The organism is Limnohabitans sp. TS-CS-82, assembly GCF_002943475.1.
Genome location: NZ_PTQX01000006.1, coordinates 237,242 through 251,871 on the forward strand (window position 1 = coordinate 237,242; position 14,630 = coordinate 251,871).

At 58.0% G+C, this 14,630-nt stretch carries 20 protein-coding genes; 3 read left to right on the plus strand and 17 right to left on the minus strand.

From position 1 onward, the window contains the following. Positions 1–13: 13 nt before the first annotated feature. The 5 genes from C5F52_RS14245 to C5F52_RS14265 are packed head-to-tail and all read right to left on the minus strand — an operon-like array spanning position 14 to position 5,046. Positions 14–640, minus strand: coding sequence for a phage baseplate assembly protein V (locus C5F52_RS14245; RefSeq protein ID WP_104799008.1), 627 nt, complete (start codon positions 638–640; stop codon positions 14–16). After that, positions 637–1,653, minus strand: coding sequence for a phage late control D family protein (locus tag C5F52_RS14250; RefSeq protein ID WP_104799009.1), 1,017 nt, complete (start codon positions 1,651–1,653; stop codon positions 637–639). Before C5F52_RS14250 ends, C5F52_RS14245 begins: the two co-directional genes overlap by 4 nt. Further along, a complete protein-coding gene (locus tag C5F52_RS14255) occupies positions 1,650–1,877 on the minus strand; it encodes a tail protein X (protein WP_104799010.1) in 228 nt (75 codons plus the stop codon). The genes C5F52_RS14250 and C5F52_RS14255 overlap by 4 nt, the downstream gene beginning before the upstream one ends. Next, positions 1,874–2,626, minus strand: coding sequence for a phage tail protein (locus tag C5F52_RS14260; protein ID WP_104799011.1), 753 nt, complete (start codon positions 2,624–2,626; stop codon positions 1,874–1,876). The genes C5F52_RS14255 and C5F52_RS14260 overlap by 4 nt, the downstream gene beginning before the upstream one ends. Next, on the minus strand, positions 2,626–5,046 hold the full coding sequence (locus C5F52_RS14265; RefSeq protein WP_104799012.1) for a phage tail tape measure protein: 2,421 nt from the start codon (positions 5,044–5,046) through the stop codon (positions 2,626–2,628). Before C5F52_RS14265 ends, C5F52_RS14260 begins: the two co-directional genes overlap by 1 nt. On the opposite strand from C5F52_RS14265, the gene C5F52_RS14270 reads away from it, so the two are divergent. After that, positions 5,045–5,308, plus strand: coding sequence for a hypothetical protein (locus tag C5F52_RS14270; RefSeq protein ID WP_104799013.1), 264 nt, complete (start codon positions 5,045–5,047; stop codon positions 5,306–5,308). The genes C5F52_RS14265 and C5F52_RS14270 overlap by 2 nt on opposite strands. A gap of 83 nt (positions 5,309–5,391) precedes the next feature. Here C5F52_RS14270 and C5F52_RS14280 read toward each other — a convergent pair whose 3' ends face one another. The 12 genes from C5F52_RS14280 to C5F52_RS14340 all read right to left on the minus strand — a co-directional run bounded on the left by C5F52_RS14280 (position 5,392) and on the right by C5F52_RS14340 (position 13,965). Next, on the minus strand, positions 5,392–5,721 hold the full coding sequence (locus C5F52_RS14280; protein ID WP_161499704.1) for a phage tail assembly protein: 330 nt from the start codon (positions 5,719–5,721) through the stop codon (positions 5,392–5,394). A gap of 161 nt (positions 5,722–5,882) precedes the next feature. Next, positions 5,883–6,407: a phage major tail tube protein gene (locus C5F52_RS14285; protein ID WP_104799015.1), complete on the minus strand. Its 525-nt coding sequence runs from the start codon at positions 6,405–6,407 to the stop codon at positions 5,883–5,885. Between the two features lie 36 nt (positions 6,408–6,443). After that, a complete protein-coding gene (locus tag C5F52_RS14290; protein ID WP_104799016.1) occupies positions 6,444–7,886 on the minus strand; it encodes a phage tail sheath subtilisin-like domain-containing protein in 1,443 nt (480 codons plus the stop codon). A 40-nt stretch (positions 7,887–7,926) separates the two neighbouring features. Then, positions 7,927–8,211, minus strand: a complete 285-nt coding sequence (locus C5F52_RS14295) for a hypothetical protein (protein ID WP_201747021.1) — start codon at positions 8,209–8,211, stop codon at positions 7,927–7,929. Between the two features lie 18 nt (positions 8,212–8,229). After that, the gene (locus C5F52_RS14300; protein WP_104799017.1) at positions 8,230–8,823 is read right to left on the minus strand and encodes a Gp37 family protein; all 594 of its coding nucleotides are present in this window, start codon (positions 8,821–8,823) and stop codon (positions 8,230–8,232) included. Then, positions 8,820–9,305, minus strand: coding sequence for a gp436 family protein (locus C5F52_RS14305; RefSeq protein ID WP_104799018.1), 486 nt, complete (start codon positions 9,303–9,305; stop codon positions 8,820–8,822). Before C5F52_RS14305 ends, C5F52_RS14300 begins: the two co-directional genes overlap by 4 nt. Positions 9,306–9,425: 120 nt before the next feature. Then, a complete protein-coding gene (locus C5F52_RS14310) occupies positions 9,426–9,659 on the minus strand; it encodes a hypothetical protein (RefSeq protein WP_104799019.1) in 234 nt (77 codons plus the stop codon). Positions 9,660–9,740: 81 nt separating this feature from the next. Next, positions 9,741–10,646 (minus strand): Mu-like prophage major head subunit gpT family protein, encoded by a 906-nt coding sequence (locus tag C5F52_RS14315; protein ID WP_104799020.1) that lies wholly within the window; start codon positions 10,644–10,646, stop codon positions 9,741–9,743. Between the two features lie 32 nt (positions 10,647–10,678). Then, positions 10,679–11,092, minus strand: coding sequence for a hypothetical protein (locus C5F52_RS14320; protein ID WP_104799021.1), 414 nt, complete (start codon positions 11,090–11,092; stop codon positions 10,679–10,681). Positions 11,093–11,122: 30 nt separating this feature from the next. Continuing rightward, on the minus strand, positions 11,123–12,259 hold the full coding sequence (locus C5F52_RS14325) for a phage protease (protein ID WP_104799022.1): 1,137 nt from the start codon (positions 12,257–12,259) through the stop codon (positions 11,123–11,125). A 400-nt stretch (positions 12,260–12,659) separates the two neighbouring features. Then, positions 12,660–13,139 (minus strand): hypothetical protein, encoded by a 480-nt coding sequence (locus tag C5F52_RS14335; protein WP_146100087.1) that lies wholly within the window; start codon positions 13,137–13,139, stop codon positions 12,660–12,662. Between the two features lie 13 nt (positions 13,140–13,152). Then, the gene (locus C5F52_RS14340; protein ID WP_161499709.1) at positions 13,153–13,965 is read right to left on the minus strand and encodes a helix-turn-helix transcriptional regulator; all 813 of its coding nucleotides are present in this window, start codon (positions 13,963–13,965) and stop codon (positions 13,153–13,155) included. Between the two features lie 106 nt (positions 13,966–14,071). Here C5F52_RS14340 and C5F52_RS29910 point away from each other — a divergent pair, with 106 nt between their 5' ends. Continuing rightward, positions 14,072–14,323 carry a helix-turn-helix domain-containing protein gene (locus C5F52_RS29910; protein ID WP_161499705.1) on the plus strand — a complete coding sequence of 84 codons (252 nt, stop codon included), beginning with the start codon at positions 14,072–14,074 and terminating at the stop codon, positions 14,321–14,323. Further along, entirely contained in the window at positions 14,320–14,625 is a 306-nt protein-coding gene (locus tag C5F52_RS29680; RefSeq protein WP_161499706.1) for a helix-turn-helix domain-containing protein, read from the plus strand. The genes C5F52_RS29910 and C5F52_RS29680 overlap by 4 nt, the downstream gene beginning before the upstream one ends. The last annotated feature ends 5 nt before the right edge of the window (positions 14,626–14,630 follow it).

A 14,630-nucleotide genomic window follows, 5' to 3' on the forward strand; every position in this document is an offset into this window, starting at 1 on the left:
GTTTTGCTGCCGGTCAGGGCACAGGTGCGCCGGATGTTCCATTGCCACCTTGAACCTGGCTGGTCTTGTGATTCTTCAGGCTGATGGTGTCAGCCTGAACGTCGCCGCCCGTAACCTTGATATTGCCCTGAATGCTCGCAGCGGCCCCACCAGTGCCACCAGAACCGGCCATGCCGCCCTGATAGGTCAGCAGGCCTTGAACGGTCAGCTTGCCCGTGCAAGTGGCCTCGGGCGTGTCCAGCGTGATGGTCTGAGCCTTCACCGTCGCAGCCCCTCCAGCGGTGAGGTTTGCAACACCTTTGCACACCACGCTCATGGCCCCGCTGCTGCGGTCGTACTCAAAGGAGCCACCGTCCTTGAACTGGATGCGAAACTTGTCGGTGCTGGCCACAGGCGGCGTGTCAGCCTCGGAGTAGATCGCACCGACGATGCAGCCGTCTTCCATGTTGCTGTCCATGAGGCAGGCCACATGCTCGCCGATGTCCAGCGTCCAGATCACCTTGTCGTCTTGGGTCTTGTGGTGGATCACCGGCAGCCAGGCCGTCACCAGCTCATCAAGATCATCGAAGCGCACACGGCAAAAGCCCGGCTTTGCCTCGGCCACGATGCCCTGTTTGTAAGTCACGCCGCCTGTGTTCATTGCTGGGCTCCCTGTGCTGGATCGCGCACGCGCTTCAGCTCCACTTCGGTGCCATAGCCAGCGCCACGTGAGAAGCGGTGGCGGCTCTGGGTGATGGTGTACTTTCCGTCCATGCGGCCAAAGCCGGTGAGTTGCAAATTTACGCCAGCCATCAGCCGAACATTACCGAACAAGGTCAGGCTTGCGCCGGTCTGGTCTTCATTGGCGCGGTCAAGCGCAGCATCGGCCTTCAGGTGGGCTTGCTGGTCGTTCTCGGCACGCACGTTGATCTTCAGCTCATCGGCGCTGCGTTGGTTGGTTTTAGCCTCGACATCCTTGGTCTTGCTCTTGCGGGTGCGCTTGGCACGCGGGTCGTGGTAGCTGACCGTGGCAGAGGTCGCCACACCATGTACCTTGTCGCGGAAGCGGTAGCTGCTCACATCCGTGCGGTCAATAGTCAAGGTTGGCTTGGCCTCTTTCAGCGCCGACCGCTTGAAGAAGCCCAGCTTGCTGCCGCGTACCGAAAAGCTGTAGCCATACTCCTCGGATATGCGCTTCAGGAAAGTCAGGTCGGTCTCATAGACCTGGGTGACACGGCTGATCTTGATCTGCTCAATCTTGCCCGTGAGCTGCATTTTGTTGCGCCTGGCGATGGTGGCCGCAATGTCGGCCAGCGTGGTGTCCTCATAGGCGCGACCGTTGCGGGTACGCACACTGCGCTTCACGCCTGCGGCCAGCGCTTTGATGCGCACCACGTCAGGCGGGCCGTCCAGTTCCACCTCATCAATCTCAAAGTCGCCACAGGGCAGCAGCGGTGCATCTTCGTAACCGATCTGCACATTGACCTGGTCGCCGTGCTTCGGATACCAAGCGTTCTGCCAACGGCGATCCACGTCTTCCAGCACCAGCTCGACCGAGTCGCTTTCGCCCTCTATGAAATCGATGTAATTCACCTCAATCAGCGACGGCGTGATGCTGGCCGTGATGTCCTTGCCTTCATACGTCACCACCACCTTAGGCGCGGGCACCTTCATTGCTTCCACGGCGGCAACTCCTCATCCTGCAACGCCAGCGCAGCACTGGCTTGGGTCACCACCGGAATCAACACAATGGCCCCGGCAGGCAGCACGGGCATGATGTCCAGGTGTGGGTTCGCCTGCACGATTCGCCCGTACTGGGTGGCGCTGCCGTAGTAATGAAACGCCAACGTATCCCAGCGCTCACCTTCAACGACTTGGTGCAATAAAACGTCCGTCATAAGCCGATGCCCTGAGTAACCTGTGTCTTCACCTGCATCGCCGTTTCTTTGAGACTCGGCAACGCATCGTTAGCCACACGCACCGCAGCCTTGACCGGGTCACGCAAAATGCCTTCCACCTTGGTCAGGCCCGGCAATGCGTCCCCTGGCGCACGCACCGCCGCAGGATTTTTGGGCACACCCATCTTTTGCAGTTCCTCGGCAGTGGGCGCATATTCGCGCAAGGTCAGGGATGCACTCGCGTAGCTCATACCCGCCGTGGCATGCACCAGCTCCTGCCGTTCCAGCTCGGTCAGCACATACCACCCCAAGAACTCGCCTGTGCCCATCACCAAGGGTTGAGGCACATGATCTGCCAGCAGCTTGGCCAGCCATGCAAGTGCGGTCTGAACATCACAGAAATCGCTGTGCAACTTGACTGACAAGCGGCGCTCAGCCAAGGCCGAACCCGTCCACTGCAAACGCGGCTTTCGCTCAATCAGCGCGTGCTCGGCAAAGTCTGCCCGCTCACGCACCGTGTGTTCGTCTGGCAGCGCCAAGTCAACGCCCAAGTCGCCCACATAAAGGTATGCAGCCCGAGGTGTCGCCTTGCGCGTTATGCCCTGCAACACACCCGCTGCCGTGCCCAAGCCCAGACTGCGCGGCAAGCCACGCACCAAGTCCACCACGCGGACAGACTGACCCAGCTTGCCAAGTCCAAGGGCATCAAACCCACCAACAGACTTCAGAAGCGGAATGATTTGAGGCATCAGAAAGCCCTCCGTTGTTGGTCAGCCTGTAGGCGGCGCAACATCTGCTCCAGATCGCGCACAGACACCTGCATGGCCTCCTTCACTTGCCCACGGACATCGCCACCGCCGCCCACGTGAATGGTCGGCGCAAAGTGAATCGTCATGCCCGCTGCACCCGCTGTTTGGTTATGCGTGACACCGCCGCCCTGGATGTTCTGGAGCATCTGGTTGGCCTGCTTGACCCCAGCGAAGGCACTGCCGCTGGCAGCCACTGCCCCGGCCAGCGCGACTCCGGCCATCTTGCCGACTGCGCCTTTCACACCAGGCACACCCTTCAGAATGCCGATCTGCGCACCCTCGCCGATGTTGCTGCCAAAGCCCATAAAAACGCGGCTGGGCGACTTGATGCCCAAGGTGTCAGCGAACCACCCTTTGATGTTCTGGCCGAAGCCGACGATGGTGTCTTTGGCCGCGCTCAGCTTGGCCGTGATGCCGCCAACCAGCCCACTGATCAAATCACTGCCGAGGCGGCTGAACTGGCCAGGCAATCCCTTGAACCAGTCCCATGCGCCGCTGAATGCGGTCTTGACTTTGCCCCACACCTTGCCGAACCAAGCTGAGATCGGCTCCCAGTTGCGATAGATCAGATACGCGGCACCGGCGATCACCGTCACGGCCAAGCCAATCGGGTTGAGAAACAGCGCACGGCCAATGAATAGCAAAGCCTGCCCAGCCATGCGCAAACCAATGACCAATGCACCGCGCAAGATAGTCCCCAGCCAACCTGCGGCAACGGCCACCATGCGCAGGCCACCACCCAACAGCGGCATGAGCTGCAAGGCGGTACCGGCGAAGCGGAATGCCGCCATCGCGGCCCCCACAGCAAAGAACCCGGCTGCTGCCGCTGCCAGCGCACCCACCACCGTGATCACTCCCGTGGTGGTGCCTGGGAATTTATGCATCAGCCCGGACAGCGCCTCAGCAAACCAGCCCACGACGCCAGCGACCTTGCCAAAGACAGGAGCCAAGCGGTTGCCGACTTCAATCATCAGGTCGCCCACAGCCACTTTCATGTATTGGGTCTGCATGGTGGCCAGCTTCATCTGCTCGGCGTAATCGTTGTCGATGGTCTTGTTGGTTTCACCCTTTGCAAGTTCCTTGCGACCCTCGACATACTTTTCCTTGCCGTTGCGATAGGCCAGATAGGCTTGGGTGGCCTGAATGTCCTGCAACACCGTGGACAAGCCCATGCGCTCGACAGCGGCCTTCACTCGCTCCTGGAGCGCCTCGCCTTGCAAGCCTTCCTTCTTGGCGATGTTCATCACCTTGTCCAGCTCCTGGCGCACGTCGATGCGTTCTTTGACCTTGCCCTTTTTGTCCCGCACCTCAACAAAGCCTTGCTGCGTCACGCGGTTCAGGTAGTCATCGAACACCATGAAGCTGGACTCGACCGCAGACACACGCTTGTCGATCATCAGCTTGAGCTTCTCGCGCTCGAAGTTGATGCCGACCTTCCCGAAATGGTCTTGGGTGCTCTTGGCGCTCATGTGTGAGAACCAGTTGCGCATGTAGGTGTCGGCCTCGCCCGTGGTGCCAGCACCTGCCCGCATGACCTGCATCATCATGCCCATCTCGCGCACGCCGTCGAGGCCCTTGGAGCCAAAGGAGGCCGCAGCGCCGCCCAGCTCTGGGAAGCCCTTGGCCATCTGCTTCAGCTCGTACTGGCCGAGCTTGCCCGCCTTGGCCAGGGCATTGACAGCCTGCATGACCTCACCTTCGCTGGTCAGCTTGAACTTCGTTTGCAGCGTGTAGACCAGCTCGGCCAGGTCACCCATTTCGGTGCGCGTGGCGGTGTTTACTTTGGCAAGCAGACCGGCGTACTTTTGGGCTGACTTGGCATCCATTCCCTGGGCCACCAGCTTTTCGATGCCTTCAGCCACCTGATCCTGGCTCACGGCGTATTTGACCGCCGCCTCGCGGATCGCCTGAGCCATCGCGCCCTCGGCCCCATTTTGTTTGTATAGCTCACCAACGATGCTTATCTGCTTGACCCGGTCTTCAAACTTCGCCGCCTTCACACCAGGTGCCGCCATCGTTGCGCCAATACCCGCCGCAGCCATCACGTCGCCATACCGCTGATTCAGGTCGGCACGGTTCTGCGAGTGCTGAGTTCCGAGCATCTCCAGTCGCACTTTGCGCTGGCTGAGTGTTTGAATGCGTTTGTCGAGCTTTTCCACCTCGGTGGCGTAGCGCTTGACGGCCTCGCCACCCCAGACCCACTCCCGATCCATGCTGGTCAGGGCGCTCTTTTGCTGCACCTTCAATTTTTCGACGGTACGCCCTATACTTGAGATTCTGTCGTTCACAGACCCAAGCGAGGCCGCAGCCCCGCCAAAACCGAGGGCTGAAATGACGATACCAAGCGAAAGAGTTTTCATGACTGCCTACGATCAAAACTTAGCTGATGCAGAACGCTTGCAGTTCAAGCACCACTGGGTGGTGGGCATGGTGCTTTTCTTCATTGGCGCGGCCATTGAGAACCCGTCAGGACTGACCGAAGACATGGCGCAAACTGTCGTTGGGCTCGTTGTCTTCGGCTTGCTGAGCGGCATCATTTCAAAATTCATTCTCATGCGAGTGTTCCCCGGCCTTTACGCCATGTTGGCTATGCGCCTCGGGCTTGCTCAGCCCGCTGCTTGATCTGCTTCGCAGCCTGTTCGCACCACAGCTCCAAGTCCTGACAGTCCAGCTCGTCAATCTCTGACGGCTGGAACCCAAACCATTTAGCCAGCAGCCCCTTCGCTTCCCACAGCGTCTCGCTGTCGGGTGGATCGCAGGAATAGGCTTTGAAACGCGGCCTGGACTTCGGCCAAATCGGCCAAGTCCAGTTCCTCCAAATCTTCGGGTGTCAGCTTTTCTTCTGCCAGCATCGTCATGAGCACCAACTCGCGCCGAGCAGGGTCAGATTCAATGCGCTGCGCGGCCATCATGTCCTTGGCCTTGCCACGGCGAAACGTGATCGTATTGACCACACCGGACGGCGTATTGAGCGGGACTTCCAAATCCACGCTTGGCTTGTCTGTCTTGGGTTTCAAATCATTCTTGGCAGTCATGCTCATATCCTTTTAGAGGTGGAGGAACGTAAAACCGTATCGTGCCGGTTTGCCCCGTTGAGCGACATTAAAGAGATTGATTTATTGGCCCATGAAAAAAGCCCGCGAGGCCATATTGACCAAGCGGGCTTTTGAGGAGCAGAAACTGCTCAGGTGGCTTGTCAGCCTCCGATGTTGGTGCGATACAGGTCGAGCTTGTCCACGCCGTTGACCTTGTAGATGTTGGCCATCACATCGACCTCCAACACATCCTGGCCATTGACCTGCTGCTTGATGTAACTCGCGTAGTACTTGCTGCTGAACTCGGCCTTGTCGTTCTGTTTGAAGTCACCCATCGGCACTTCGTTGAACGATGCGGTCAGGTAGACCACGTAGGGCACTTGCGCAATGCGGCCTTGGCTGGTGTGCGTCTCCAGGCTGCCACGCAGTTGCAACTGCACCGAAGTGAACGGGTCAAGCAGCTTGCCCCACACATCTGCATAAAACGAGTTCCACTTGATCTCACCCTCCAGTGCGTCGATGCCACCGGGCAGCTTGATCGTGCCCACCATGCCCACGGCCTTGTGATCGGACATCTTGAACTTGACGGTGGGCAGTTTGATATCTTCAGCACGGCCCAACAGGCAGTTTCCATCCATGTAGACGTTGGCGTTGTTGAGGGTATTGAGTTGGATTTTTCCGGCCATTTCAGGCTCCTTTCAAAGATTGATGAATAAGCCCGATCAGGCCTTTTTGCCCAACTGGTTGAGGTAGTCGATGTTGATCGTGGCCTGGTAGGACACACGCTCAGCTGGCGTGGGCGGCATGAAGTCGTAGGCGATAGTCAAATGCCCTGCAGCCAACTCGACGCTCGGGTTTTGCGCCGGGTCGTACCATGCGCGACCATCGATCACAGCACCATCGGCTTTGAGCTTGCGAATGAAGCGGTTACAGCTCTCGACGATGTCGTCGATCAAAGCGTTGTCCAGCGGACGGTCGGTGTACTGGAGGGTGAAGTACTCCAGGCTCTCGGCAATGATGTCGGCCACGCGGCGCACGCACAGGAAGTTCTTCGGGTGCGTGTTACTGGGGAAGGCCGCGCTGCGGTTGCCCCACACACGGATGCCGGTGCCGTAGCTGTTAAAGACGGTGATGATGCCCGCCGCGTTGAGCAAGTTGGCCTCGCAGTTCGGGTCGTTGATCATCGCGTCAATCGGGCGCTCAACCCCGGTGATGCCCAGCACCTCGGTGTTCGACAGACTCCACCAGTAGCCGTTCTCCTGGTCTTTGCGGCTTTGCGCACCGGCTGCGTACTGGCTCAGCGGATAGAGCGCATCGGCCCCTGCCACGGTGTCGTATGCCTTCAGGTAGGGGTAGCACAGGCCCACGCGGTCGCTGCTGGTGTTGAAGTTGATCGTGCCAGCCGGGCCACGTCCGGTAATCGCCTGTTGGGGCGTGACACCGATAGGTGCATCAATGAAGGTGATGGCACGCATGCCCGTGGCAGTGGCGATCAGCTCAGTCGAAACACTGGCCAGCGATGCAAACACCGGCGAGATCAAAATCTTGGGATAAAAGCCAAACAGGCTGTAGCTGTCACGCAGCGCCTTCATGCCTAAGCGCTGGCCGCTGGCGTTGACCGAGCCAATGATGTCGCTGGCCGTGACCTTGGTGGCATCGGCATAGCTGTAGCTCACCTTGACCTGAGTTGGCACTGCCACGGTCGAAGCCGGGATGGTGCCGGTGGTCACGCGGGTGCCTTTGCCTGTGCGCAGGTCAACCGTGTAATCGGTGGCCAGCGTGTAGGTGGTCGTGCCCGCCATGTTCTTGACAACTACACCAGCCACAGCGGGTTTGGCGGTCTTGAAGGTGCCGTCCACGCCAATGGTGACCACCTCATCGACCACGGCGGTTTTGTGGACGTTGGGGTCAAGCACATTGAGCACCACGCAAACGGTTCCCTTTTGCTTGTAGATCGCATTCAGCGCATCCAGGATGGTGCTGCCCGCAATGTCTTCACCGAACTGCGCAAAGTCGCGGTCATTGGTGACCAGGATAGGGGTGTTCACAGCGCCCGCAGCAGCGGTGCCGATCAGGCCAATCACGGCAGTCTTGACCAGCGATACAGGACGCGGGCCTTTGTCGATTTCAATGGTTTCTACACCGTGCAAATAGCTTGCGGGCATGGGGTTCTCCTAAAAGTTGATGTTGGGTGACCAGGCGGACTTACTTGGCCTTCGGTTGCGTGGACTTGTCGGCTGCGGTAGCAGGCGCGACTTGGTCAGCTTGCGGTGCGCTCATTGGCGATTGAGCGGACACCTGGGCCTGGCTGATCGGATCCAGCAAGCCTTGGTGTTCAAGTGCTTTGGTGACTTCGTGATCGCTGGGCAGCTCGACGTTTTGGCCGCTCCACAGGATCACGTCCTGATCTTTGAAGCCGCCTGCACCATCGCTCACCTTGAGCGTGACGGCAGAGTTCGGGCCGGTGTATCGGTACGTGGCTTTTTGCATGGTTGTTCCTTTCGGGAATCAAGGTTGGGGAAACGGTTGGGAAAGGGTGAGCTGAGAAAGAGGTGGCGCATCGGTGCAGCAGCTGTTCGGGCCATCCGCAGCCCACGGCCCTGGCGGGCAGGGGCGCTCGGCAACCGTCATCATGGGAACGAGGAAGCGCAGGCTGTAGCCCCATGTGCCCTCGACGTAATCGTCAAAGTTCTCTGAGCGAAGCCGCACGGCTCCCGCTACCTGGTCAGGTTGCCAACCGAGTAGCGCGATGCGGCAGCTCTCCAGCAAGTCATAAATGCCGGTGCCGAATGACGCAGACAAGGCGACATCGGTTTCAGGCGCACTACTTGGTAAGTTCGGTTCGCGCAACGTGCGCGAGATTAGGCCCAGCTCAAATTCAGCCTCAAAGGCCACCAGTTGGCCTGAAGTCGATTGATCCTGCGAGAACTTGGAGCCTTTGTAGATCACCATCGCACAGCCATGTGGGTGGCTCATCTTGTACTCACGGGCACGCTCTGGCCAGGCACGCACCTCCACCTTGGGGTGCGTCTGACCAGGTAGCGTGAGCGCCGCGCCAATGCGGGCCACGATGGCCGCTTCGAGCTGGCCGATGGCGCTCATCGGTAGCCCCTGCCAAAGAGGCTGTCAGGCTGCCCAAATTCAGGCAGGCCGATGGCTTGTGTTTCGGGGTTGTCTGACACGTCAGAGCGCAGCTTGACCTCGGGAATCGACACATCACCAGAGGCCATCGACTTGAGTAGCTTGACCACGTCTTCGTACCGCTGGCGGGCATCCTTGATGTCGTCAGCAGGCCGCAGGGTCTGCATGCGGTAGATGGCAATGTCACAGGCGCAGCGCACCAGAACAATCGGCGAGCCAACGGGCAAGCCAGTGAGGTAGCTGACCAATGGCAAGGCGTAGCGCCTGCCAAGCCATGCGTCGATTTCAGCGGTCGCATCGTCCAGCGCTTGCTGTGCACGTGCCGCGTCGAGCACCTGCGCATCAGGGTCAGTGATGTGGCGCAGATCACGCTCAAGGTAGCGTTCGGTCAGTTGTTGAATGGTGGCGTAGCTCATATACGGCATGGTGCCGAGCCACGTCATTTAGCGACAGTAAAGGGCTTGATTTATTGACGTGCCAAAAAAGCAAAAAGCCAGCAGGCCGGAGCTTGCTGGCTTGTCCACCGAAGTGGAGGAGACAACTGGCGATTCAGTTAGAAAGAGTTAGGAAGAGGCAGGCGCTTCCTCGGGCTTGATCTCGACATCACGCACGATCAGCAAGGGCTCATCACGCAGCTCCTGCAGCTGGTCTTCGGTCAGCTCAGAAAGCGGAACCACGATGGGGGTTTGGCCCCACTGGCGGCCAGCGCGGTAAAACACGTCGGTCTTGGCGATTACTTCCACGCCTTGGGTTGTGTCACCCGCCTTTTTGGCGGCTTGTTTGGGGTTGGTAGCCATACGGTTTCCTTTAGGTTAAATTTTCAGTTAAGGGGGTAAATGCAAAGGCGCAGCACTGGCCACGAAGGCCAGTGCCAGCGATCAGGCAAGCCAAGCGGTGGCCATCGTCTTCATCACGCCCTTCATCACGTTGGTGTCAGTGCCGATCACCAAAGCATCGGTCACTTTGCGTGCGTCCATTTCGAGCGCAGGCGGAACCACCAGCAAGTTCGGCACGATACCAATCGGCTCGCCGTTGTCGCCCTTGTAGCCCATCATGGCGGCACGCGCTGCGGTCACGTTGTCCAGTGTCAGCGGTTGCTTGGAGCCGTATGCGGTCTGCCACAAGCCATAGCCCACGTTGCAGCGGCCATCCACACCGAACAGGTATTCGTTGCGCATGAACACGTGATCCGACTTGCTCATGTCCGTCAAGCTTTGGAAGTTGAACGGTTGGCGGTTCTGATACACCACCGGCTTGATGATCTTGGTAGTGTCCAACAGGAACCATGCAGGGCCAGTGCCGCCTTGGTTGTTCGACACCAGGTCTGTACCGCCATCGGGGCGCATCACCGGATGGTTTGCGTCGAAGAAGTACTGGCCATCGAAGCCACGGTTGGTGAAGCCCGCCGCGAGCAACGGAAACACCAGGCGGTTCGGGAACACGCGAGCGTTCTGGCCCAGCTGCTTGGTCGGGATGTTGAAGCTCGCCAGCTTGCGGTCAGCGACCTTGTCGGCAGGCACGGCGAGGGTGGCTTCAAAGTGTTTGTTCTTGATCAAGTACGAGGCTTCAACCAAGCTTTGAAGGTAGCGGTCGCCAATCCACTCGCGGATGTTGCTCATGTTGCGCAAGAAGCCATATTCCTCTTGCTCGGTTTCGCTGGGTGCTTCCAGGGCGACTTGCTTCCAGTCGTCTTCGATGCCGCTGCCAGTGAGCATGAAGCCCTCCTGGAACACGGTTTTTAGGCCGGTGTAAACGGCGGTCAATTGGCTTTGGGTGACAAGCATGTTTTGCTCCTATTTGTCGGGTGTGAATGAAATTAAACGGACATGTCCACCCAGACCTGGGTAACAGCACCGACGAGTTCAACCGAGACGATCATCCCGGCCTTGGCGGGGTTAACGCCTGGCAGAGTCTTGGTCACGGTTTGGTCATCGACCGCCCAGCAGTCCTTGCCGATGTCGGCGATGGTCACGTCAGTGGTGGCGAAGGCAAAGCAAGAGCGACGAACCGTAACGGTCGCAGCGCCTGCAGCGCCAGTGGTGTTGTCCACGGTCTGCGTGGCCACGCCCATGCAACGCGTGGTGGTGGCATTGGCCGCAGGGCGTGCATAGCCTGCGGCACTGAATGCCACCATGCCGCCGCCGATCACCTTCACACCGGCATCCACAGGGAAACCGATTTCACGAACCTCACGCTCTTTGGTAGCGCGAGCAGTTGATAAAGCTGCCATTTTTTATTTCTCCAGAATTGGTTTAGTAGATCAAGCCTGCTCGACCTTGTTTTGCGCATACGCCTCGGGCGTGAGGCCAAGCGACTTGCAAACGGCCATCTCATCGCTAGAGAGCGTCACAGTGCCACCGCCACCTGCGGGCGGCTTGCCGCCCGTTTGGGTGCCGGTCAAAGCTGCCAGCAGCGGCTTGGCATCTTTCAAAAACTCCTTCAGCGCGGCCAGCGGCTGCTTGCGCCAGTAGTCTTCATTGGCCGGCATAATGTAGTTGTCGGCCAGCGCCTTTTCCATCAACGCCACATGCTCTGTGTGTGCCAGCGTTGCTTGCAGCTTGGTCAACTCACCCGTCACCTTCTTGTGCTCATCCAGGGGGATGTGCTTGGCGGGGTCAAACTGGTTGGCCTTGAGCGCGACCACTTGCTGCTCAAGCGTGTTGGCCTTTTGCACCGTCGCAGACAGTGCAGTCAGTGCGGTTTCATCGCCAGTGTCCAGGGCCAAGCCCAGGGCCACCAGCACCTTGGTTTTATCCATCGTGGTTTCCTTTTCCTCGTTGTGAGGCTCTGTAGTCCTGCCGAAGCCGGGCAGTCGGCGTGAAAAATCGTTGAAGTGGTTGTCGTCAAAGGCCATTGCTGCCATCGCGGCAATAGCGCCCAGCACAGTCAGACCGGGCTTGTTCGTCAATGCGACGCTGTGCAGAAGAAGCACCTCGCCCGTCTTCTTGTCAAAGGGGAAGACCGGCGAGAGGTATTTGTATTCGCGCTTGGCTACATAGTCGCCACCCGCTTCAGTCCAGCGCACATCGGCCATCAGGCCAACGCCTGACTCATAGGTCAGATCGGTGATCCATCCGGCTGCGGGTGCAGGCAAGCCGTTCTCGGCGGCCTTGAGGGTTTGGTGCTCATAGTCCAGCGGCAGCTCCAAACCCATCGCATTGAATCGCGCTATGACAGCCTGGGCAACTTGGTTGTTGAGCACCCAGCTTTTGGCCGTGACGCCTTCCATGTTTGCAGGCCGCCCATCGGGCGAACTGAACAGGCCATCAGGCAACACACGCAAGCGATTCGGAGCCGAGGCGGTGCCAGCCTGATCGTCCAGCTCAATATCAAACGCCAACGCCGCCACGGCGTGTTGCGGGTGCGATGCTGGTTTGATGGGCTTGTGCTTGGTCATGCCGCCACTTTGCCGGGCGGCACTGCTTTAGGACATTAAAGGCTTTTAGTTTTGACCAAGACTTTTCCGCTCAACTTGCGTGTGTGATGAGCAGGGCAGAGAGCATGCCGCATTTTGTTTCGGCACAAAGCGGCCTGCGAACATTCCCGGCGCGCTCGAATGCGCAAGGTGGTACATCGGGGCAAGCAAGGGGGCATTGCGGCCCCTGCGGGTCATTTTTTAGAACTGGGAATGCCGCACACTTTTTTGGATTGACTCACCGTTCCATCGTTGCAGATGAAGCGCCCGTTCTCGCAATGGCGAGATACCACCTTTTTTTCCAGAACAAGGCGTATTGGTTGCGTATGCAGAAGATACTGAGCCGAAAACCAAAGCGAGCGTAAATAAAGGCGCACCCAAATTAATCATTTTCATCGTTGGCCTCAATGATCATCTCAATGCCACCCGCTTTTTTCCCGGCATCAACAAAATAGTAGATGCCGTTTTGCTGCATAGATTGGCCTTCCATTTGGCCCTGAAGTCGCTGAGCCATATAGGTGCCGAAAGCCTTCATGTCGATGTTGGGGTCAACCGCCAAAGCAGCGGCAACTATCCCTTGCTCGCAGCCGTCAGGCACTTTGCAATTGATCGTGATCCGATCAATGGCATCACCTTTATCAATGCCAACCACGGCAACAGTAATGCCCGGTGCAATGATTGCGCTGAACTTTCCAGTCTTCGCAGGCCAGAAAGGAAGTCGGTATTTGAGTTTGTAGAACCGCGCCGCACGATTAAAACCTTCTGAGAACTCAGTCGGACTAAGAGGAATAAAAACACGTTCAACGGCAGATGCAGTGATGGCCGCACACATGAGAACGACAACACAAAAGACTCTTTTCATTTTTCAGCTCCCATCAGAATTTTCGTCCGTGCCACACCACGCGGCCAACAAACAGCAACCGATCAAGCTCCTCGCCAGAAACCGATTCACATCCGTACTGAGGGTTGTCTGAAACCACGTCCACGATGCCACTGAGCTTGATGCGGATGCGCTTGACCAAGAGAGCACCGTTGAGGTTAATCACATAGACCCCTTCGCTTCTGACTTGACCTTGGCGTGTATCCAGCAAGAGAAGGTCACCGCTATTGATGGTTGGACACATAGAGTCGCCTCTTGCATCAATCAACGCCAAACATGCAGGATCAAGCCCGAGAGACCTCTGAACCCAATCACGCTTGAACGCCAAGTGATCCACGATCGATTCATCGTGTACCAGCAATCCGTTGCCTGCTGATGCAGCCAAGTCGAATTTGGGCACGAACACAAAGTCGCTGTCATTCATGGCCACACCACTTGGCTTTTGCGTCTCCGTTATCCATTGGCTCAGCGCCGCATCCAAATCGTTTTCATTCCCGCTCGCTGCGGCCAAAGCAATACGTTGGGTGAACTCAATGGCGCGAGGGTCTTTGACCCCTAGCTTCATCACCAGTCTGGAAACTCGCCCCAGAGCCGGAAGCATGGCCTTATCGCCGCACAGCAATGCTTGCTCATCTTTGGTCAGTCGCTGGGCTCCCTTGCCTTCTCTCAGCCAAATATCGCGATAGCCAAACCGGCGCTGGATCGCCTCGGCCTCTTCATCCTTCAGACGATGAACCCTGCCGTTCACCAAATTCTTCAGTCGCTCCAAGGCGATACCTGTTGCTGCCGAAAAGTCAGCCTGAGTCATTCCGCTCTCAGCAACCACTTTTCCGAGTCTTTCACTCAACATTTTTTAACACCCTGCTTTTATTACGCGCAATTTGCGCGTACACTACGCGTAACTTTTAACGCTATTGAAAAAAGGCCAATCAATGACACCAAATGAGATTAAAGCAGCAATTCTGCGAGCTGGCACAAATCAAGCCGCGATTGCCTCGTACTTGGACGTCACCGTGCAATCGGTATGGCGTGTGGTCAATGGAACGATGCGCAGTGCCCGTATCGAAGCGGAGCTGGAAAAGATCACCGGCTGCCCGATTCATGCGTCTGTCAGCCGCCGTGGCCGCAAAAAGGCTGTGTGGTCAGGCGAAAGGGTTGCGGCATGAAAAGCCAATACCACTGCGCAAGTCAACAGCGCATTTTGAAAGTCCTCATGTGTCTGTTTGGGCATGAGATTGAAGGGCTCACACCAGGCCAAGTTGCCAAGCTGGCCGACATCACCGCAGGCAACGCCACGCGTGACCTTGCGAACCTAGAAGAGGCGGGCCTGATTGAACGCCTGCCCGGTGGCGACAAGGTTCGTATCAGCCCAAGCCTTGGCCGAAAGGCACTGGCGATCTTGCACACCCTTGACCGAGCCAAACGCCAGCTCGATGACATCACCACCCGATTCACTCACCCCGCTTAAGGACA

Coding starts and splice junctions, on each gene's coding strand:
- C5F52_RS14245 (WP_104799008.1), bottom strand. CDS start 640: ATGAACACAGGCGGCGTGACTTACAAACAGGGCATCGTGGCCGAGGCA.
- C5F52_RS14250 (WP_104799009.1), bottom strand. CDS start 1,653: ATGAAGGTGCCCGCGCCTAAGGTGGTGGTGACGTATGAAGGCAAGGAC.
- C5F52_RS14255 (WP_104799010.1), bottom strand. CDS start 1,877: ATGACGGACGTTTTATTGCACCAAGTCGTTGAAGGTGAGCGCTGGGAT.
- C5F52_RS14260 (WP_104799011.1), bottom strand. CDS start 2,626: ATGCCTCAAATCATTCCGCTTCTGAAGTCTGTTGGTGGGTTTGATGCC.
- C5F52_RS14270 (WP_104799013.1), top strand. CDS start 5,045: ATGACTGCCTACGATCAAAACTTAGCTGATGCAGAACGCTTGCAGTTC.
- C5F52_RS14265 (WP_104799012.1), bottom strand. CDS start 5,046: ATGAAAACTCTTTCGCTTGGTATCGTCATTTCAGCCCTCGGTTTTGGC.
- C5F52_RS14280 (WP_161499704.1), bottom strand. CDS start 5,721: ATGACTGCCAAGAATGATTTGAAACCCAAGACAGACAAGCCAAGCGTG.
- C5F52_RS14285 (WP_104799015.1), bottom strand. CDS start 6,407: ATGGCCGGAAAAATCCAACTCAATACCCTCAACAACGCCAACGTCTAC.
- C5F52_RS14290 (WP_104799016.1), bottom strand. CDS start 7,886: ATGCCCGCAAGCTATTTGCACGGTGTAGAAACCATTGAAATCGACAAA.
- C5F52_RS14295 (WP_201747021.1), bottom strand. CDS start 8,211: ATGCAAAAAGCCACGTACCGATACACCGGCCCGAACTCTGCCGTCACG.
- C5F52_RS14300 (WP_104799017.1), bottom strand. CDS start 8,823: ATGAGCGCCATCGGCCAGCTCGAAGCGGCCATCGTGGCCCGCATTGGC.
- C5F52_RS14305 (WP_104799018.1), bottom strand. CDS start 9,305: ATGACGTGGCTCGGCACCATGCCGTATATGAGCTACGCCACCATTCAA.
- C5F52_RS14310 (WP_104799019.1), bottom strand. CDS start 9,659: ATGGCTACCAACCCCAAACAAGCCGCCAAAAAGGCGGGTGACACAACC.
- C5F52_RS14315 (WP_104799020.1), bottom strand. CDS start 10,646: ATGCTTGTCACCCAAAGCCAATTGACCGCCGTTTACACCGGCCTAAAA.
- C5F52_RS14320 (WP_104799021.1), bottom strand. CDS start 11,092: ATGGCAGCTTTATCAACTGCTCGCGCTACCAAAGAGCGTGAGGTTCGT.
- C5F52_RS14325 (WP_104799022.1), bottom strand. CDS start 12,259: ATGACCAAGCACAAGCCCATCAAACCAGCATCGCACCCGCAACACGCC.
- C5F52_RS14335 (WP_146100087.1), bottom strand. CDS start 13,139: ATGAAAAGAGTCTTTTGTGTTGTCGTTCTCATGTGTGCGGCCATCACT.
- C5F52_RS14340 (WP_161499709.1), bottom strand. CDS start 13,965: ATGACTCAGGCTGACTTTTCGGCAGCAACAGGTATCGCCTTGGAGCGA.
- C5F52_RS29680 (WP_161499706.1), top strand. CDS start 14,320: ATGAAAAGCCAATACCACTGCGCAAGTCAACAGCGCATTTTGAAAGTC.